Raw genomic sequence first — 17,893 nt, 5'->3', positions numbered from 1 at the left:
GCGTCCGGCGCCCGGCGCGGGCTCAGCGCCGGCGTGCCCGCCGCAGCTCGGGGTGGCTGCCCGCGGCATGCAGGTGCTCGAGCGCGTCGAACACGACCGTACGGTCGTACCAGGCCAGCCAGCGGCCCACTTGGCGGCCCGTGCTCTCCAGGGCCTTGAGCTGGGCGGCGTGGAGGTCCTGGATGGGCCGCTCGAAATGGGCGGAGACCATGCCCACGCAGCGCCCTCCGCCGACCAGCGGCACGCTGTGGGCGGCGCGGCTGCCGGCCTCCAGGATCGTCCGGCGGGCGTCGTCCGTGAACACCGGGTCCGTGGCGACGTCGCGCACGGTGACCTGCGCCAGGTCCTGCGCCGCCCGTGCGCAGGCGGTGCCGTCCCCGCCGACGAAGTGGAAGAAGTCCACGAACTCCTCGCTGAGCCCCGCGTGCTTCTCCAGCCACAGCCCACCCGTGGCGTGGTCCCCGATCTGGACGTTGCCCATGTGGGTGGCGGTGACCGCCAGGGTCTGCGACAGGACCGCGCCCAGCACGGCGCCCCGGTGGGCGTGCGAGGCGTCGTCGATGGCCAGCAGGTCCAGTGCGGGAGCCGGGTGCCTCACCCGGCCGGGGAACCACGCCTCGCCGCGGTCGTCGGGCCGCTCCAGCCGGACGACGGCGGCGGCAAGGGTGCGCAGCCTCACGTTGAAGCGCTGGGAGGAGAGCTGGAGCAGCGCGAAGGCGGCTTCGGCGTCGGCGAGCCGGTACCGCTCCTTGAGGATGCCCTGCGCCTCCGCGATCAGGGGCCGGTTACGCGCCTGGGCCTGCAGGTGGCGGACCTGGTCACGCAGCCGCGCCAGCTCACCCTGTGGGTCGTCCCGCTCCCACGCGCCGGCCTTGTACGTCTCGGTCATGGCGGGGCGCCTGCCCCCTGACGTGCGGGTCACACCCCTCCGCCGGCACAGTCACCCCACTCCGTCGTCCGGTCGCACCAGCGTTCCAGAAGCACACGGTCGTGCCCGACGGCGAGGAGGCCCGCGCCGTGGTCGCGGCGGTACGTCTCGACCGCGCCGACCAGGGCGGCGGTCGTGGAGGCGTCGAGCATCGCGGTCATCTCGTCGCAGATCAGCCAGCGGGGGCGCAGCGCCAGGGCACGGGCGAGGCAGGCCCGCTGCAACTGGCCGTCGCTGACCTCGTGCGGGCGCCGGCCGAGGAGGTCGTCGGTGAGGCCGACCGTCCGGGCGAGTACGGTCACCCGGTCGTCCGCCTCGTCGCGGCGGCCGGTCGCGCGCAGCGGCTCGGCGATCAGGTCGCGCAGCCGCAGCCGTGGGTCGGCGGACATACGGGGCTGCTGGAACACGACGCCGATCGCGGTGCGCAGGCCGCGGGGGGCGCGGTGGCGCCAGCCGCGTACCTCTTGGCCGTCCACGACGACGCGCCCCGCGTCCGGCCGGTGCAGCAGGGCGGCGACCCGCGCGAGGGTCGACTTGCCGCAGCCGCTGGGACCGAGCAGGCCGACGGCCTCGCCGGGCTCGACGGTCAGGGACGCGGCCCGGAAGACGGGGTTGCGGGGCTCGTATCCGGCGGTGATGGCGTCGAGTTCAAGCACGGACCGTCTCCTCGCCGTGGTGGCCGGCCTGGCTGTGGTGGCAGGCGACGCCGTCCTCGAAGCCCGGCACCGTGCCGCAGTCGTCGCTCGCCCGGTCGCAGCGCACGGCGAAGGCGCAGCCGTCCGGGAGGGCGCCGAGCTCCGGGGGCATGCCCGGGATGGGGGTGAAGTCGCGTTCGGGGAGGGCGGCGAGCAGGCCGCGCGCGTAGGGGTGGCGGGGGCCGGGAGCGCCGAAGAAGCGGTCGGCGTCGGCCAGTTCGACGATCCGGCCCGCGTACATCACGGCGACCCGGTCGGCGATGCGCTCGGCGGCCGCCAGGTCGTGGGTGATCAGCAGCAGGGCGCGGCCGTCGTCGGCGTGGCGGCGCAGTTCGTCGACCGTGCGGTCGACCAGGTCGCGGTCGAGGCCGGTGGTCGGCTCGTCGGCGAGCAGCAGCGGGGCGTCGCCGATGAGCGCGAGGGCGGTGGCGGCGCGTTGGGCCTGGCCGCCGGACAGCTCGTGGGGGTGGTGGTCGAGGAGGCGGGCGGGGAAGGAGGCCCGCTCGGCGGCCGCCTCGGCCGCGGCGCGCAGGGCGGCGCGCGGCGTGCCGGTCAGCTCGCGCAGCGTCTCCTCCAGCTGTGCGCGCACGGTCCGTACGGGCGTCAGGTGTGCGGCCGGGGACTGGGGGACGAGTCCGATGCGCCGTCCTCGTACCGTACGGGCGAGGGTGCGTTCGCCGGCCGTGAGGAGCTCGATGCCGTCGATCGTCGCCGTACCGGCGGTCTGGGCGTTCCCGGGCAGCAGGCCGAGGAGGGCGGAGGCGAGGACGGACTTGCCGCAGCCGCTCTCGCCGACGAGGGCGAGGCACTCCCCCGCGGCGAGGTCGAAGCTCGCGCTGCTGACGGCGGCGATGTGGCGGCCGCCGCGCATCCGGAAGCGCACGGACATCTCTCGTACGGACAGCACGGGGCTCACAGCATCAGCTCCGATCGGCGGCGGGGGTTGAGCCGTTCCCGCCAGGCACCGGCGAGACCGGCGATGGCGAGCGTCGGGATGATCAGGAACAGGCCGGGGAAGAGCGTCGGCCACCAGTCGCCGGCGAGCAGCGACCCGCGCGCTGTCTGCACCAGGTTGCCGAGGCTCGCCTGGTGGGAGGGGAGGCCCAGGCCCAGGAAGGACAGCGCGGACTCGTGCCACATGGCGTGCGGCACCATGAGCACGGCCGCCAGGCCGGCTTGCGGCAGCACCGCGGGCAGCAGGTGGCGGACCGTCACCCGCCACCGGGAGGCGCCACCGGAGATGGCCGCGTCGATGTACGGGCGGGAGCGCAGCGACAGGACCTCGGAGCGGACGATCCGGGCGGTGGACAGCCAGTGCGTGAGCGCGACGGACACGATGACCGGCCATACGCCGGGGCGGAACATCGCCACGATGAAGATGCCGAGGAGCAGGTGCGGTACGGAGGAGAAGGTGTCGACGAGCCGCATCACGAGCCGGTCGGTCCAGCCGCCGAAGGCCGCGGCCGCCGCGCCCACCGCCGTACCGATGACGGTGGCGACGAGCGCCGCGACCAGGCCGACGAGGAGCGAGACACGCAGGCCGTAGACGCAGCGCAGCAGCAGGTCGCGGCCGACGTCGTCGGTGCCGAAGGGGTGCGCGGGCGACGGTGGCCGCAGCTTCAGCGACAGGTCGACGGCCTGCTGGTCGAGCTGCACGAGCGGTGGTACGACGAGCACGGCGAGGGCGACGGCCGCCACGACGACGGCGGAGACCGTGACGCGGACGGCGCGGGTGGAGCGGCGGGTGCGCCCGTGGGAGCGCCATACGAGGTCAGCCATCGAAGCCCACCCTGGGATCGGCGAGTCCGTACAGCAGGTCGGAGAGGAGGTTGCCGAGCAGCACGGCCGTCGTGGCGAGCACGGTCAGTGCGGCGAGCAGCGGGAAGTCGACGGAGGTGGCGGCCTGGACGGTCGCGGCGGCGATGCCCGGCCAGCTGAAGACGGTCTCCACGAGCAGCGCGCCGGTGATCAGTTCGGGTACGCGGGAGCCGACGAGGGTGAGCATCGGCAGCATGCCGGAGCGGAGCGCGTGCCCGAGGAGCACGGTGCGTTCGTTCAGGCCACGCGCGCGTGCCCCGCGGACGGGGTCCTCGTCGAGCGCGTCGGCGACGCCCTGGCGCACGTACAGGAAGAACCACGGCAGTTGGGAGACGCCGAGGACGAGGGCGGGCAGTACCAGGTGGGAGGTGACCTGGCCGACGGTGATGGTCTCGCTGGCGGTGTCGGTGAGCCCGCCGGCCGGCAGGACGCCCAGTTCCAGGGCGAAGAACCAGATGGCGAGCAGCCCGAGCCAGAAGGCGGGGGCGGCCTCCAGGGTGTACGCGGCGGAGCTGACGCACCGGTCGAGCAGGCCGCCCTGCCGCCGCGCGGCCAGGACGCCCAGGGCCGTACCGAGGAGGATGGCGACGGCGAACGCGGTGGCGGCGAGCAGCGCCGACCAGCCGATGCGCTCGGCGATGACGTCGGCGACGGGCTGCCGCATGACGCTGGAGTCGCCGAGGTCTCCGGTGAGGGCGGAGGTCAGCCAGTTCCACCAGCGCGGGACGAGCGGCTGGTCGACGCCGAGGTTGGCACGCAGCTGGTCGAGGTTCTCCTGGGAGGCGGTGAGCCCGGCGGTTCCGGCGTAGGCCTTGACGGGGTCGAACGGGGAGGCCGCGGCGACGGCGAAGACGGCGAACGTCACCATCAGGAGGACGGGGACGGCGAACAGGGCCCGCCGTCCCGCCATCCTTGCCATCGCGCCCCATGGCGGGCGGCGGCCGGTGTGCTTGAGGGTCACTTCTTCGGGGTCCAGTCCTCGACGTTCCACCACGGGCCGGCGGCGAGGCCGTGGTCGTGCGGCTCGACCTGGGTGGACAGGCCGTTCCACGCGTCGTCGACGACGTACAGGTGGTCGATGTGGGTGAGGAAGGTGTAGCCCGGGTTCTTCACCAGCTCGCGCTGGACGGTGTCGTACGCGGCCTTACGGGCGGCCTTGTCGTTGGTGGTGCGGCCGGTTTCGAGGGCCTTGTCGACGGCGGGGTTGTCGTACCAGGCCATGTTGTTGAAGCCGTCGCCGCCGAGGGAGGACGTGAGCAGCAGGTACTGGTCGAAGTCGGGGTCGCCGGGCGAGCCGCCGCCGGCGAGGACCGCGTCGTGCTTCATGTGCGGCTCGATGACCTCCCAGGTACCGGCCTGGGTCGTGATGTCGATGCCCGCCTTCTTGGCGTCGGAGGCGTAGGCGAGGGCGTGGTCCTGGCGGAGCTTGTCGCCGGAGAGGTACCAGAGGGGGAAGGCCGCGCGCACGCCGTTCTTGACGCGGATGCCGTCGGGGCCGGGCTTCCAGCGGGCTTCGTCGAGGATCTTCCCGGCCCGGGCGAGGTCGTGGGGGCGCTCGGTGCCCTTGGTGAACCACTCGCTGTCGGTGGGGACGGGACCGTAGGCGGGCTTTCCGGCGCCTTCGAGGATCTTGTCGACCATGGCACGGCGGTCGACGGCGACGTCGAGGGCGCGGCGGATGGCGGTGTCGCCGGTGACCTTGTTGTGGGTGGGCAGGGTCACCAGGCGGTAGTCGTAGGTCGTGGCCTCGTGGGTCTTCTTCGCGCGGTCGCCCTTGAAGCCCTTGGCGAGGTTCGGGGGCAGGATGGCGCCGTCGAGGTCGCCGGAGCGGAGGCGGGTGGCGCGGACGTCGTCGTCCTTGATGATCGCCATGGTGAACTTCTTCACCTTCGGCGCGCCGCCCCAATAGTCCGGATTCGCCTTGAAGCTGATCTTCTCGCCCTTGGACCAGCCGGTGAGGACGTAGGGGCCGGTGCCGATGGGCTTGGTGGTGAAGGGGCCACTGTTGACGTCCTGCTTCGCCGCGACGTGCTCGGGCGCGATGCCGAGGACGGTGCGCTCGGCGAAGGCGGCGTAGGGGTACTTGAGGGTGAAGACGACGGTGTCGTCACCGGCCGCCTTCACATCCTTCAGGGCGTCCAGCTCGGTCTTGGAGGCGTTGTTGGTCCTCTTGTCCAGGATGGTGCGGTAGGTGAAGACGACGTCCTTGGCCGTGAAGGGCGTTCCGTCACTGAACTTCACGCCCTTGCGGAGCTTGTACGTGTACGTCAGTCCGTCCGCGCTCACCTCGGGCAGCGCGACGGCGAGGGCGGGCTTCAGCCTCATGTCGCCGTCGAAGGCGAGCAGCCCGTCGAAGATCTTGGAGTTGCCGTCCTTGCCGTAGCCGAGCAGGGGGCTGAGCGACTCGGGCTCGTACGCGATGCCGACGACCGCGCTGTCCCCGGCGGCCGAGCCGGCTCCGGACGCGCCGGGGTTCGAGCAGGCCGCCGCGGTGATGGCCAGGGCTCCGGCCAGCGTGGCGGCGGCCATGCCGCGTATGGATCGGGCGGTCATGGTTCCACACCCCTCGTAAAGCTGATGAAGATCGGCTGCTGTTGCGAACGATTCGCAATTAAACAGCATGTAGAGGGGTGGGTGCTCTTGCGGTCCTTACTCGATCACACCGGGGCGGGGAGATCGACCAGGTCGGCGAGGGTGCGCTTGTGGTGTCCCGCCGATCCCAGGGCGACCTGGCCGGACTTGGCGCGCTTCAGGTAGAGATGCGCCGGGTGCTCCCAGGTCATTCCGATGCCACCGTGCAGTTGGACGCACTCCTCGGCGGCGTGCACCGCGACGCGCGAGCAGTACACCTGGGCGACGGCCACGGCGAGCGGTGCCTCGGGGCTGCCCGTGGCGAGTGCGTCGGCGGCGTTGCGGGCGGCGGCGCGGGCGTTCACCACCTCCAGCCAGAGCTGCGCCATCCGGTGCTTGAGCGCCTGGAAGGAGCCGACCGGCCGGTTGAACTGGTGGCGTTCGCGGGTGTGCCGGACGGTCTCCTCCAGGCACCACTCGGCCACCCCGAGCTGCTCGGAGGCGAGCAGCCCGGCGCCGGCGAGAAGCCCCCGGCGCACCGCGTCGCGGGCGGCCCCGGAGTCCGCGAGCCGGGTCCCGCCGCCGTCGGCGGTCACGGTGGCGAGCGGGCGGGTCAGGTCGAGCGCGATCTGGGGCGTGACGTTGGCGTCGGCGGCGTCGACCGCGTACAGCCCGTCGGGGCGCACCACGAGCAGGACGTCGGCCCGGGCGGCGTCGGCCACGCCGGTGACAGTGCCGGTGGTCGCCGGCTCGTGGCCGGGCCCGGCGGAGAGCGGGACGGCGAGCACCGCGACCTTGCGCCCGGCGGCGAGCTCGCCGAGCAGGTCACCGGCCTGGACCGCCAGCAGTGTCTCGGTCGCGACGACGGAGCTGGTGAGGTACGGGACCGGCGTCACCGCGCGGCCGAGTTCCTCCAGCACGACGGCGGCCTCGCGGTGGGACGCGCCCTGGCCGCCGAGCTTCTCGGGGACGAGCAGCCCGGCCGTGCCCATGTCGGCGGCCAGCGCCTTCCACAGGGCGGGGTCATGGGCGCCGGCGTCCTCGACGCGGCCGGTCAGGTCGGCCGGGGCGGCGCGGCCGGCGAGCAGGGAGCGTACGGCGGCACGAAGGTCGCCCTCGGCCTCGGAGTACAGCAGGTCGGTCATCGCGCCAGGTCCTTCCATGCGACGTCCTTGTCGTTGCGCGGTTCGGAGGGCAGACCGAGGACGCGTTCCGCGACGATGTTCAGCAGCACTTCGCTCGTACCGCCCTCGATGGAATTGCCCTTGGAGCGCAGGTACCGGTAGCCGGCGTCGCGGCCGGTGAAGTCGACCAGCTCGGGGCGGCGCATCGTCCAGTCCCCGTACAGCAGGCCCTCCTCGCCGAGTAGCTCGACCTCCAGTCCGCTGATCTCCTGGTTGAGACGGGCGAAGGCGAGTTTCATGCCGCTGCCCTCGGGGCCCGGCTGTCCGGCGACGAGCTGCTGCCGCAGCCGCTCACCGGTGAGCCGGGCGACCTCTGCGTCCACCCACAGGTCGAGCAGCCGCTGATGGAGGTCGTGGGTGCGCAGCTCGGGGCGGTCGCGCCAGGTCCGGGAGACGGTCCCGATCATGCCGCCCTCGCGCGGGATGCGGGCGCCGCCGATGGCGACGCGCTCGTTGTTGAGCGTGGTCTGGGCGACCTTCCAGCCGTCGCCGACCTCGCCGAGGCGGTGCGCGTCGGGGATGCGGACGTCGGTGAGGAAGACCTCGTTGAACTCCGCCTCGCCGGTGATCTGGCGCAGTGGCCGGACCTCGACGCCCGGGTCGGTCATGTCGCACAGGAAGTAGGTGATGCCCCGGTGCTTGGGCAGGTCGGGGTCGGTGCGGGCGATGAGGATGGCCCAGCGGGCCACATGCGCGCTGGACGTCCAGACCTTCTGGCCGTTGACCACCCAGGTGTCGCCGTCCCGGACGGCGCGGGTGCCGAGGGCGGCGAGGTCGGAACCGGCGCCGGGTTCGCTGAACAGCTGGCACCACACCTCCTCCCCCACCCACAGGGGGCGGAGGAAGCGCCGCTTCTGCTCCTCGGTGCCGTACGCGAGGATCGTCGGGGCCGCCATACCGAGGCCGATGCCGATGCGGCGCGGGTCGTTGTCGGGGGCTCCGGCGGCCTCGAGTTCGGCGTCGACGACGGCCTGGAGGGAGCGAGGCGCGTCAAGGCCTCCGAGGCCCACGGGGTAGTGGACCCAGGCGAGGCCGGCGTCGAAGCGGGCCTTGAGGAAGTCGGTGCGGTCCGTGGTGGTGGGCGGGTGCGCCGTGAGCAACTCCTGTGTGCGGGCGCGCAGTTCGGTGGCGTCGGTCACTTGGCGGCTCCTTCCGGGAGGACGACCAGGCGGCCGGTGGTCGTGCCGTCGGCGACGCGCTGGACGGCGGCCGCCGCGTCCTCGAAGGCGACGCGGTCGCTGATCAGCGGCTTGATCAGGCCCTTGGCCGCGTACTCGGTCAGGGTGTCGTGGCAGTGGCGGACCGCGCCGGGGTCCTTCTGGTTGTACAGGCCCCAGTGCAGGCCCATGATCGTGTAGTTCTTGACGAGGGCGTGGTTGAGGGCGGGGGCCGGGATGTCGCCACTGGCGAAGCCGACGATCAGGATCCGGCCCTCGAAGGCCACGCACTTGGCGGACTTGGTGTACGCGTCGCCGCCGACCGGGTCGTAGATCACGTCCGCGCCCCGGCCGCCGGTGGCCTCCTTCACCGCGGCGACGATGTCGTCGGCGTGCCGGTCGATGACGACGTCACAGCCGAGCTGCCGCGCGGCCTCCGCCTTCGCGGCGCCGCCGACGACCCCGATGACCGTGGCGCCGGCCGCCTTGCCGAGCTGGACGGCCGCGCTGCCGACGCCGCCCGCCGCGGCGTGGACGAGGAGCGTCTCACCCTCCTTCAGGGCCGCGCGGCGGTGCAGCCCGAACCAGCCGGTCTGGTAGCCGATGTGCAGGGCGGCGGCCTCGGCGTCGTCGAGCGCGTCGGGTGCGGGCAGGACCGCGGCCTCGTCGGCGACGACGTACTCGGCGAGCCCGCCGTGGGGCAGGGCGGGCGTGGCGATCACCCGCCGGCCGTCCTCGGTCTCGCCGCAGATCTCCACGCCGGGGGTGAAGGGCAGCGGCGGCCGTACCTGGTAGTGGCCGCGGCACAGCAGCGCGTCGGGGAAGTTGATGTTCGTGGCCCGGACCTTGAGCAGGAGCTGCCCGTCGCCGGGCGTGGGCCGGTCCACCTCTTCGCGCCGCATCACCTCGCCCGGCTCGCCGTTCCGGTGTACTCGCCATGCCTGCATCGAGGGCCTCCACAAAGAGTCGGGCAGTACCGCGCTGGGTCACACTGCTCCGCATACTAAGCGGTCGCTTGCCGGGAGGGGAACATCCCCGGGGCATCAACGGCGGAACAGGCGCACAGCCCGGCCGGCCCCGCCTCGGTCGTTGAACGTCGCCCCTCCCGTATCCGTATGGATCGGCGGTCCGCACTCCCCGTGCGGACCTTCCTCGGGCAGGGAGGGCAGTTCCATGGCCGGCGACATCACCACGCTTTTCCGGGCGTCCACCGCACACAGCCCCTCGATCGCCATGCTCGACCGGGCAGGTGGCGGGGGCGCGGGCGGGGCCCCCGGCCGGATCACCGACTTCTGCATCCCCTGCAATCCCTACTTCCCCACTCCCGCGATGTTCGAGCAGCTCGGCGGACGCCTCAGAGAGATCCTCACGTACTACCCGAGCGGCGCGGACACCATCACCGCCGAGCTGTGCCAGACCCTGGGGCTCAATCCGCAGACCGTCGCCATGGGCAACGGCTCCACCGAGCTGATCACCTGGATCGACCACCTGCTCGTCCGGGAGTCCCTCGCGGTGCCCGTGCCGACCTTCGGCCGGTGGACCGACCAGCCCATGGAGACCGGCAAGCGCGTCGACATGATGCTGCTGCCCGAGGCCCACGGCTTCCGGCTCGATCCCGATGCCTTCGTACGGTTCATCCGCACCAGGGGGTCCCGTACGGCCGTCATCTGCAACCCCAACAACCCGGACGGCGGGCTGCTGGCCAAGGACCAGGTACTGGCGCTGTGCGACAGCCTCCAGGACCTGGACCTGGTGGTGGTCGACGAGTCGTTCCTCGAATTCTCCGACGCGGCCGCCGCGACGAGCATCGTCGAGGAGGCGGTGCTGCGGCCGCATGTGATCGTGCTGCGCAGCCTCGGCAAGAACTTCGGTCTGCACGGCGTACGTTTCGGCTACCTCGTCGCCAACCCGTCGCTTGCCGGGCGGATCCGCTCCATGCTGCCGAAGTGGAACCTCAACTCCTTCGCGGAGGCGGTGGTGTTCATGCTCAAGGAGCACCGCCAGGAGTACGAGGAGAGCCTGCGCCGGGCCCGGCAGGACCGGCAGGAGATGACCGCCCGGCTCTCGGCCCTGTCCGGGCTGACCGTCTACCCCTCGCAGGGCAACTTCGTGTACGTACGGCTGCCGGTGGGCGTGGACGGGGCGGCACTGCGCGACCGGCTGCTGACCGAACACGCCGTGCTGGTGCGGGAGTGCGGCAACAAGGTGGGCAGCTCCAGCCGCTTCCTGCGGCTGGTGGTCCGCCCGCCGCAGGAGGTGCGGCAGCTGGTGTCGGCGCTGGAGCAGGTGCTGTACGGAGGCTCCGCGCAGCCGGCCCCGGGGCCGGTCCCGCTGCCGCCGCTCGCCGCACCGGCGGGGACCGTGGCGGGGGCGCCGGTCGCGGGCGCTCCGCACGGCCTGCAACTCGTCCCCGCGTCGGCCCCGGTCCTGGCGCCCGCGCGGACGCCGATGCCTCTGGGGCCACCCGCACCCGCGCCGATGGCCGCCTCGGCGACCCCCACCGCACCCCCCGCCGCGGTACCGGTCGTGGGCCCCATGGCCATGGCCAGGGGTTATACGTCCTCCGGTACCGCCGCCGTCGACCGACTGGTCAGCGGCTGAACACCTCGAAGGTCACGGCCGGGCGCCCGCCGAACCGTGCCGCCGCGGCCTGGGCGTTGCCGGTGAGGAACGCACGGCAGTACTCCTCCGGATCCTGGTCGGTGAGACCCTCGATGTAGGCACGGTGTTCCAGCAGTGACCGTACGGCCCGCTCCAGGCCGGGCGTCGCGTCGACGGCGTGCGTCGGCGAGGACGAACCCGCGACGGCCACCCAGCGCACGCCGTCCCACGGTTCGAGTCCCTGCTCGATCAGCTCCGGGAAGATCCAGCGGTTCCCGGCGTCGCCGGCCGCGTCGAGGGTGGCGCGGCCGACGGCCACGTGGTCGGGGGTGTTCCAGGCGACCCCGCCCCAGGTGTCACGGTGGTTGAGCGTGATGACGAGCTCGGGCCGGTGGCGCCGGATCGCCGCGGCGATGTCACGACGGAGGCCGAGACCGTATTCGATGACGCCGTCCTTGTGGCCGAGGAATTCCACCTCCGACACACCGACGACCGCCGCACTGGCCCGCTGCTCCCGCTCCCGCAACGGCCCGCACGTGGCGGGATCGATGGTGTCGATGCCCGCCTCGCCGCGGGTCGCGAGCACATAGGCGACCTCACGGCCGCCGTCGGTCCAGGAGGCGACGGCGGCGGAGCACCCGTACTCGAGGTCGTCCGGGTGTGCGACGACGGCGAGGGCGCGCTGCCAGTCCTCGGGCATCGGCTGGAGCTGGTGGTTCTGATGATCGGTCATGGCGGCAGGATACGGGCGTGATCACCGCCGTGGCGGGGTGTCCCACCGCCCCCTTTCACCGGGCATGGCCTCGGGCCGCCCGCCCAGGGCCCCGCCCGCACCATGGGGGTGTGCGGGCGGGGCGCCGCCGGACGATCAGCGGGGGGACGTCCCGTCCGCCGCCCTGATCCGGTCACGGATCCAGACACCGGCCGGCTTCAGCGAGCCGGTTCCGGTCCAGGGGCCGTTGTTCGCACACGTGCCGGTCCTGAAGACGGCGCCGGAACGGTGGTCGTCGGAGAAGTTCCAGTTGACCCAGCTGATCTTCTTCTTCGCCATCAGGTCGAGATACCGCTGCGCCATGGCGAAGTCGTCGGCGCCTTCGCCCGCGTAGTCCTGCGTACCGAACTCGGTGACGAAGACGGGCAGTCGGTCCGCCGCTCTGGAGAGGGTGCTCAGGTATGCGTCGCGGTGGGAGGCGGCGTAGAAGTGGAACGTGTACATGATGTTGGAGGCGCGCACCGGGTTGTCGACGACCTCCTTCTCGTCGGATCCCTCCGAGACGCCGAACGACGACCACGCGCGCGTGCCGACGAGAATGGGACTACGCGGGTCATGGGCGCGGATGACGGGGATCAGTTCCTCGGCATAGCTCTTGACGCGGGACCAGCTGACGCCGCTGGGTTCGTTGGCGATCTCGTACAGCAGGTTCTTCTTGTGCGCGTGCCGGCGGGCGATCTCGGAGAAGAACGTCTTGGCGCGGCCCAGGTTGTGGTGGGGGTCGCCGGGGCTGAGCATGTGCCAGTCGACGATGGCGTACATGCCTCGTGAAGTGGCCTGTTCGATGATGGAGTGGACCAGGTCGGTGTAGCCGCGCGGGTCGGTCTCGTATCCGCCCTCCTGGACGTACATCGAGATGCGCAGGACGTCCGCGTGCCAGTCGGTGGCCAGGGCGTTCAGCGAGGCGTTGGTGACGCACTGGCGGTACCACTGCAGGCCGTGCGTGGACATGCCGCGCAGTTGGACGGGGGTGCCGTCCTGGTTGCAGAGCTTGGTGCCGCAGACCTTGAGCCTGCCGTTGACGGCGACCGGTGTCGCGGCGGTGGGGGCGGATGCGGGGTTCACCGTTCCATGATCCGCTCCGGTCGTGGCGGCGGCGGGGAGGGTGAGGGTGGTCATCGCGGCGAGGGCGACGAGGAGCGCGGCGATGAGGGTGCCGACGCCGGCGAGGGGACGGAGGCGGATCCGTGCCGGTCTCATGTGGGGGTCTCCGATGCGTTGACGGGAGTCGAGACTGGAAGGAAACTTTCCTAACCGATGAATAGCAGGCGGGAGTTGCGGCTTGCAAGGTTCATGACAAGTCAAGGGATCCCGGGGGCGGCCCGGGAAAGGGCGAACCGAGGCCGCACGGCCTCAACGGCCACGACGACGGCAACACCTTTCAGCAGGCCGTACGGCCGCGCCGACCGCGAAGCGGGCAGACCGCCCGACGACCCCTGGGCCGAGAACGGCCGCGGGGTGCCCGCGCTGTGGACACCCGTGCGAGGGACGTTCGCGGGAACGGCATACTGACCGACCGGGCGCGATCACTTCCCACATGCTAGGAGCAGCCATGGTTGACCGGATCGCCACGGAGAAGACGACCTTCAGGCCGGTCTTCGAGGTGGGGTCGTCCTTCATGGAGCAGGCGCGGGGCATCGAGGCCCGGTTCCAGCACGCGATCGCCCCGGCGACGGTGGACTTCGACTTCGGCGAGATCAGCCGGGCGGCGAACGCCATCCCCGACAGCTCGACCGTGAAGATCATTCGGGGCTGGGGTCTCCAGGAGACCGCTCCCGTCAGCGTGATGGTCCTCTCCCTCAAGGAGGCCGTACGCCAGGCCCTTCCGGAGCCGTTCACCAACCCCGCCTTCTGGGACAAGACCGAACAGGCGCTCACCGACGCCTTCGTGGGGCTGTACGGACAGACGGGCACCCACCTCTCCTTCTACCGGGAGGAACCGGACGACACCAGCTACTACTACAACCTGTTGTTCGCCCTCCAGGACGAGGAGACGGGCGACTCCGTCCACGCCGTCGCCTTCTGCGCCAATGTGACGGTCGCCCTGAGCCCCGAGGGCGTCCGGGCCCTGACGGTCGACGACACGGCCCAGTACACGATCCGCGTCAACGCCATCACCGTGCGGCGGACGCCGCCGTCCGCCGGCTGACCACCCCGACGCGGCCGAGGGGCCGCCGTGCCTACGCGCTCGGCGCGGGGCGCGGCGTCCCCGGGGGAGCGCCGACGCGGTCGGGGAGGCGGTTGCCGATGCTCCGGTAGGTGAGAGGCAGGCCGGACAGCCGCTCGGGCAGCAGGCAGTTCTTCCCGTCCACGACCACCGCGGGCGGGGCCATGCGGGCGGCCATCAGGGACCAGTCGGCCTCGATGGTCTCCGGCCACTCCGTGAGGACGACGGCCGCCCTGGCGCCCTGGACGGCCGTACTCGGATCGGGGCACGGCTGGGCGCCGGGGAAGAGCCGCAGCAGCTGTTCGGGGTCCATCGCGGGATCCCAGACCCGGACGGCCGCCGCCTCCGCGACCAGCTGGGGGACGAGGACCCGGCTGGGCGCCGCGCGCATGTCGTCGCTCCACGGCTCGTAGCGGGCTCCGAGGACGGCGATCTCACAACCGGCCAGCTGCTCGCCCAGCTCCTCGCGCAGGATGTCGCGCACCAGCCCGGGCTGTGCGCGGTTGACGGCGATCGTCGCGTCGAGCAGGGGCGTCGGCACTCCCCGGCCGTCCGCCCAGAACGCCAGCGCCGCGGTGTCCTTGGGCAGGCACGAATCCCCGAAACCGAGCCCCGGCTGGAGGAAGGCGTGACCGATCCGCGGATCGAGCCCCGCCCCCTGCATCACCTTGTCGATGTCGAGATCCGGCGCGGCGCACAGCCGTGCGAACTCGTTGGCGAAGCTGAGCTTCATGGCGAGGAAGGTGTTGCTGGCGTACTTGATCATCTCGGCGGTGTCGGGGGTGGTCACCACCCATGGGCAGTTCAACTCCCCGTACAGGCGGTGCAGCACCGGCAGCGCGTCCTGCGACCAGAGGCCCACCACCGTCCGGGACGGGGTCGTCCAGTCGTCCAGGGCACTGCCCTGGTTGAGGAACTCGGGGTTGTAGGCGTAGCGGTCGCGCATCTGGGGGTGTGCCTGGAGGAGCCGGGCGCTGGTGCCGGGCGGGACCGTGGACTTCAGCACCACGGCCGCCGGCGGCGGCAGCAGGGCCGCCACCTCCGCGAGGGCGGACGTCACTTGTGACAGGTCGGCGGCCCCGGTCTCGTCGGGCGGTGTGCCCACGGTGATCAGGACGACCTCGAAGGGCTGTCTGAGGTGTGTGTGCGCCAGGTCCGACGCGAAGGTCAGCCGCCCGGTCTCGCGGGCCAGCGACAGCTCCTCCTGGAGGCCCGGCTCGGACACCGGTGCACGGCCCGCCTCCAGCGCGGCCAGCCGGGCCGGCTCACGCTCGATGCCGGTCACGTGATGCCCCTGCCGGGCGAGGGCGACAGCCCCGGTCACTCCGACATAGCCCTGCCCGACGATGGCGACCCGCACGTGACTCTCCCGACACCCCGGCGATACCAGCAACTGCTGCCGCTCCATACGCGGAAACGCCAGCTTGCAGCCCCGCACACCGCCGGGCCACCGGTCCCGGCCGTCCGGGTGACGGGCGACCGGCGACCGGTGACCGGCGGTGGTGTGGCTTCCGCCGTCAGCTTCTGGTGTCGGCGAACCAGGCGAATCCGTCCCCGTCCCGGTCCCCGTCACCGTCGCCCCGCTGATGGCCCCCGGCTCCCACAGCTTCGGTGGTGTGCGGCAGCAGCAGTTCGACGCGTACGGTTCCGGTCTTGCGCTGCTGGTCCACGAACTCGTCGATCTGCGTCCGGCAGGCGTGATCCAGGTGCGTCATGGCCGTCAGGTCGAGGCGGATCCGGCGCGTCCCCGCCGCCACGAGCGCCTCGATGGCTTCCAGCGCCTCCAGCAGCCGCGGGAGCCGGACGAACGTGGCGCTGCCGGTGATGGTGAGCTGCGCCGTCCCGCCGTGGTTCGTCTGCCTCAGGGTCGTCCGCGACATGCGCAGCACCGCCAGCAGGGTCCCTGCCGCGAGGCCGATCAGTACGCCTTCCAGCAGCGCCGTACCGAAGATGGCGAGGGTGGTGACCCCCATGACGACGGCTTCTCCACGGTCCTGCTTCCACAGCAGCCGGAACTGTTCCGGTGCGAACAGCTTCCATCCGCTGTGGACGAGGACGCCGGCGAGGACGGTGATCGGGATGAGGGCCAGCAGACCGGGCAGCAGGAGGGCGAAGGCGAGGAGCCACAGGCCGTGCAGGGTGCGCGACAGCCGGGTGCGCGCTCCGGCCTGGACGTTGGCGGAGCTGCGGGCGACGACGGCCGTCATGGGGAGGGCGCCCAGGGCGCCGCAGACGGTGTTGCCGACGCCCTGGGAGAACAGTTCGACGTTGTAGCGGGTGCGCGGTCCGGAGTGCATGCGGTCCACGGCGGCGGCGGTGAACAGGCTCTCCGCCGACGCGATCACGGTGAAGGTGAGGATGGTGGCGATGACCGCCGGGTCCGCGAGCCCCGCGAGTTGCTCCGGGCCGGGCAGCCGGATCGATCCCAGCAGGTCGCCCACTTGCAGGGTGTTGATGGTGACTCCGGGCAGCGCGGCGACGCCCATGCCCAGGACGACCGCGACGAGCGCGGCCGGTACCCGGCTCACCGGGCCGGGCACCTTCTTCCAGAGGAAACTGAGCACCACGGTCGCCGTACCGAGGGCCGCCGCGACGAGGGCCTCCGGCTTCCCGAAGGTGGCGACGACCAGTCCCGGCAGCCCCAGCAGGTTCTCCACCGGTGTGCCCGGCGCCTTGGCGTCCGCCAGCACGTACGACTGGCCGATCATCAGAGGCAGGCCTATCCCGGCGAGCATGCCCTGGACCACCGCGACCGAGATCGCCTGGAACATCCGGCCCAGCCGGATGAGTGCGAGGGCGATCTGGAGCAGTCCGCTGATCAGGACGATGATGCCGAGCATCGCCAGACCGTGCTCCAGTACGGCCTCGGCGACCAGGGCCGCGAGACCTGCGGCGGGGCCGCTCACCTGGAGTGCGCTGCCGCGCATGAGGCCGACCACCAGGCCGCCCACGATGCCGGAGACGATGCCCAGTTCGGGCGGGGCGCCGGAGGCCACGGCGACGCCGATGCACAGCGGCAGGGCGACCAGGAAGACGACGAACGAGGCGGTGATCTCCGTACCGAGGTGCGCGCCGCGCAGTTCGGCGGCGAGGCTCGGGACCGCCACCGACGGTGCGGGGGTGGCGGCGGGAGCGGCCGGTCCGGCGGTGGAAGGGACGGAGGGGGCGGGTGTCCGTACGGCGGAGCGGGGGCCGGTGCGGCCGGTGGGGCGTGCGTGCCGGGCACGCTGCCGGGGCGGGGACGGGGACGACATGCGGGGGCTCCTTGCGCGTGGGGGGTTCGGGCAGGGCGGGTCAGTGGGGTGCGAACCCGCCGTCCTCGCCCAGTTCGTGCAGGACGCCGCTGTCGATGCGGTAGTACCAGCCGTGGAGCCGTAGCTCGTCGTCGTCCAGGAGCCGTCGGACGACGGGGTACGTGCCCAGTGTCGCGAGCTGATGCACCACGTTGAGCTGCACCAGCCGTTCCAGGGAGTCGCTGTCCCCGGTCGTGCGTGAGGCGAGCGCGGGGCGGACGAGCGAGAGCCACGCGTCGACACCCGGGAGGAGCGAGAGGTCGCTCCCCGAGGCGAGGGCGCTCATCGCGCCGCAGTGGGAATGGCCGCAGATGACGATGTCGCGGATGCCGAGCACTTCGAGCGCGTACTCGATGGTCGCCACCTCACCGGACACGTCGGCCGCCCAGCGGGGCGGAACGATGTTGCCCGCGTTGCGCAGCTCGAAGATCTGGCCGGGACGCGCACCGGTGATGTGGGCCGGGACGACCCTGGAGTCGGAGCAGCTGATGACGAGCGCCTGTGGGGACTGGCCGTCGGCGAGGCGCCGGTAGGTGTCCGAGGCGTCGGCGACCTGCTGGTGGAAGGAACGGGCGTGGTCGAGAAGGGCCTGCATGTGTCCTCCTGGTCGACGGACGCCGCAGGGGTTCCGAGCGCCGTGCGGGGCGTCGGGGTGCCTGCGGGCTGTGCGGACGACACTAGGAAGGCGTGTTCAAGGCGCAGGCCAG

The 17,893-nt window shown here is 72.2% G+C and carries 16 protein-coding genes; 2 read left to right on the top strand and 14 right to left on the bottom strand.

Features of this window, described 5'->3' with window-relative positions:
• Positions 1-22: 22 nt before the first annotated feature.
• The 9 genes from ACZ6C1_RS19615 to ACZ6C1_RS19575 form a co-directional block, all read right to left on the bottom strand.
• The gene (locus ACZ6C1_RS19615) at positions 23-889 is read right to left on the bottom strand and encodes an ANTAR domain-containing protein (RefSeq protein ID WP_469242377.1); all 867 of its coding nucleotides are present in this window, start codon (positions 887-889) and stop codon (positions 23-25) included.
• 29 nt (positions 890-918) lie between these two features.
• Complete coding sequence (locus ACZ6C1_RS19610; RefSeq protein WP_469242376.1) at positions 919-1,584, bottom strand: ABC transporter ATP-binding protein; 666 nt, start codon at positions 1,582-1,584, stop codon at positions 919-921.
• The gene (locus ACZ6C1_RS19605; RefSeq protein WP_469242632.1) at positions 1,577-2,512 is read right to left on the bottom strand and encodes an ABC transporter ATP-binding protein; all 936 of its coding nucleotides are present in this window, start codon (positions 2,510-2,512) and stop codon (positions 1,577-1,579) included. Before ACZ6C1_RS19605 ends, ACZ6C1_RS19610 begins: the two co-directional genes overlap by 8 nt.
• A 23-nt stretch (positions 2,513-2,535) precedes the next feature.
• Positions 2,536-3,402 (bottom strand): ABC transporter permease, encoded by an 867-nt coding sequence (locus ACZ6C1_RS19600; protein WP_469242375.1) that lies wholly within the window; start codon positions 3,400-3,402, stop codon positions 2,536-2,538.
• Positions 3,395-4,360, bottom strand: a complete 966-nt coding sequence (locus ACZ6C1_RS19595; RefSeq protein WP_469242631.1) for an ABC transporter permease — start codon at positions 4,358-4,360, stop codon at positions 3,395-3,397. Before ACZ6C1_RS19595 ends, ACZ6C1_RS19600 begins: the two co-directional genes overlap by 8 nt.
• A gap of 38 nt (positions 4,361-4,398) precedes the next feature.
• On the bottom strand, positions 4,399-5,994 hold the full coding sequence (locus ACZ6C1_RS19590) for an ABC transporter substrate-binding protein (protein WP_469242374.1): 1,596 nt from the start codon (positions 5,992-5,994) through the stop codon (positions 4,399-4,401).
• A 104-nt stretch (positions 5,995-6,098) separates the two neighbouring features.
• Entirely contained in the window at positions 6,099-7,175 is a 1,077-nt protein-coding gene (locus tag ACZ6C1_RS19585) for an acyl-CoA dehydrogenase family protein (protein WP_469242373.1), read from the bottom strand.
• Positions 7,154-8,335, bottom strand: a complete 1,182-nt coding sequence (locus ACZ6C1_RS19580; protein WP_469242372.1) for an acyl-CoA dehydrogenase family protein — start codon at positions 8,333-8,335, stop codon at positions 7,154-7,156. Before ACZ6C1_RS19580 ends, ACZ6C1_RS19585 begins: the two co-directional genes overlap by 22 nt.
• Positions 8,332-9,300, bottom strand: a complete 969-nt coding sequence (locus ACZ6C1_RS19575; RefSeq protein WP_469242371.1) for an NADPH:quinone oxidoreductase family protein — start codon at positions 9,298-9,300, stop codon at positions 8,332-8,334. The genes ACZ6C1_RS19580 and ACZ6C1_RS19575 overlap by 4 nt, the downstream gene beginning before the upstream one ends.
• Positions 9,301-9,526: 226 nt before the next feature.
• Between ACZ6C1_RS19575 and ACZ6C1_RS19570 the strand changes: the two genes are divergently transcribed.
• Positions 9,527-10,954 carry a pyridoxal phosphate-dependent aminotransferase gene (locus ACZ6C1_RS19570; protein ID WP_469242370.1) on the top strand — a complete coding sequence of 476 codons (1,428 nt, stop codon included), beginning with the start codon at positions 9,527-9,529 and terminating at the stop codon, positions 10,952-10,954.
• On the opposite strand, the gene ACZ6C1_RS19565 is transcribed toward ACZ6C1_RS19570, so the two are convergent.
• Together ACZ6C1_RS19565 and ACZ6C1_RS19560 are read right to left on the bottom strand one after the other, a co-directional pair.
• Complete coding sequence (locus ACZ6C1_RS19565; protein WP_469242369.1) at positions 10,944-11,687, bottom strand: PIG-L deacetylase family protein; 744 nt, start codon at positions 11,685-11,687, stop codon at positions 10,944-10,946. The two genes, ACZ6C1_RS19570 and ACZ6C1_RS19565, sit on opposite strands and share 11 nt — an antisense overlap.
• A 135-nt stretch (positions 11,688-11,822) precedes the next feature.
• Positions 11,823-12,926 carry a glycoside hydrolase family 5 protein gene (locus ACZ6C1_RS19560; protein WP_469242368.1) on the bottom strand — a complete coding sequence of 368 codons (1,104 nt, stop codon included), beginning with the start codon at positions 12,924-12,926 and terminating at the stop codon, positions 11,823-11,825.
• Between the two features lie 352 nt (positions 12,927-13,278).
• Between ACZ6C1_RS19560 and ACZ6C1_RS19555 the strand changes: the two genes are divergently transcribed.
• The gene (locus ACZ6C1_RS19555; RefSeq protein WP_469242367.1) at positions 13,279-13,875 is read left to right on the top strand and encodes a Type-2Aa cytolytic delta-endotoxin; all 597 of its coding nucleotides are present in this window, start codon (positions 13,279-13,281) and stop codon (positions 13,873-13,875) included.
• A gap of 31 nt (positions 13,876-13,906) precedes the next feature.
• Here ACZ6C1_RS19555 and ACZ6C1_RS19550 read toward each other — a convergent pair whose 3' ends face one another.
• The 3 genes from ACZ6C1_RS19550 to ACZ6C1_RS19540 form a co-directional block, all read right to left on the bottom strand.
• Positions 13,907-15,253, bottom strand: coding sequence for a UDP-glucose dehydrogenase family protein (locus ACZ6C1_RS19550; RefSeq protein WP_469242366.1), 1,347 nt, complete (start codon positions 15,251-15,253; stop codon positions 13,907-13,909).
• Between the two features lie 157 nt (positions 15,254-15,410).
• The gene (locus ACZ6C1_RS19545) at positions 15,411-17,147 is read right to left on the bottom strand and encodes a SulP family inorganic anion transporter (protein ID WP_469242365.1); all 1,737 of its coding nucleotides are present in this window, start codon (positions 17,145-17,147) and stop codon (positions 15,411-15,413) included.
• 40 nt (positions 17,148-17,187) lie between these two features.
• A complete protein-coding gene (locus ACZ6C1_RS19540; RefSeq protein ID WP_469242364.1) occupies positions 17,188-17,781 on the bottom strand; it encodes a carbonic anhydrase in 594 nt (197 codons plus the stop codon).
• Between the last annotated feature and the right edge of the window lie 112 nt (positions 17,782-17,893).

Source organism: Streptomyces sp. NPDC041796, assembly GCF_055590785.1.
The sequence above is the reverse complement of the archived record's forward strand: the minus strand, read 5'-3'. Positions and strand labels throughout refer to the sequence as shown.

Coding starts and splice junctions, on each gene's coding strand:
- ACZ6C1_RS19615 (WP_469242377.1), bottom strand. CDS start 889: ATGACCGAGACGTACAAGGCCGGCGCGTGGGAGCGGGACGACCCACAG.
- ACZ6C1_RS19605 (WP_469242632.1), bottom strand. CDS start 2,512: ATGTCCGTGCGCTTCCGGATGCGCGGCGGCCGCCACATCGCCGCCGTC.
- ACZ6C1_RS19600 (WP_469242375.1), bottom strand. CDS start 3,402: ATGGCTGACCTCGTATGGCGCTCCCACGGGCGCACCCGCCGCTCCACC.
- ACZ6C1_RS19595 (WP_469242631.1), bottom strand. CDS start 4,360: ATGGCAAGGATGGCGGGACGGCGGGCCCTGTTCGCCGTCCCCGTCCTC.
- ACZ6C1_RS19590 (WP_469242374.1), bottom strand. CDS start 5,994: ATGACCGCCCGATCCATACGCGGCATGGCCGCCGCCACGCTGGCCGGA.
- ACZ6C1_RS19585 (WP_469242373.1), bottom strand. CDS start 7,175: ATGGAAGGACCTGGCGCGATGACCGACCTGCTGTACTCCGAGGCCGAG.
- ACZ6C1_RS19575 (WP_469242371.1), bottom strand. CDS start 9,300: ATGCAGGCATGGCGAGTACACCGGAACGGCGAGCCGGGCGAGGTGATG.
- ACZ6C1_RS19570 (WP_469242370.1), top strand. CDS start 9,527: ATGGCCGGCGACATCACCACGCTTTTCCGGGCGTCCACCGCACACAGC.
- ACZ6C1_RS19565 (WP_469242369.1), bottom strand. CDS start 11,687: ATGACCGATCATCAGAACCACCAGCTCCAGCCGATGCCCGAGGACTGG.
- ACZ6C1_RS19560 (WP_469242368.1), bottom strand. CDS start 12,926: ATGAGACCGGCACGGATCCGCCTCCGTCCCCTCGCCGGCGTCGGCACC.
- ACZ6C1_RS19555 (WP_469242367.1), top strand. CDS start 13,279: ATGGTTGACCGGATCGCCACGGAGAAGACGACCTTCAGGCCGGTCTTC.
- ACZ6C1_RS19545 (WP_469242365.1), bottom strand. CDS start 17,147: ATGTCGTCCCCGTCCCCGCCCCGGCAGCGTGCCCGGCACGCACGCCCC.
- ACZ6C1_RS19540 (WP_469242364.1), bottom strand. CDS start 17,781: ATGCAGGCCCTTCTCGACCACGCCCGTTCCTTCCACCAGCAGGTCGCC.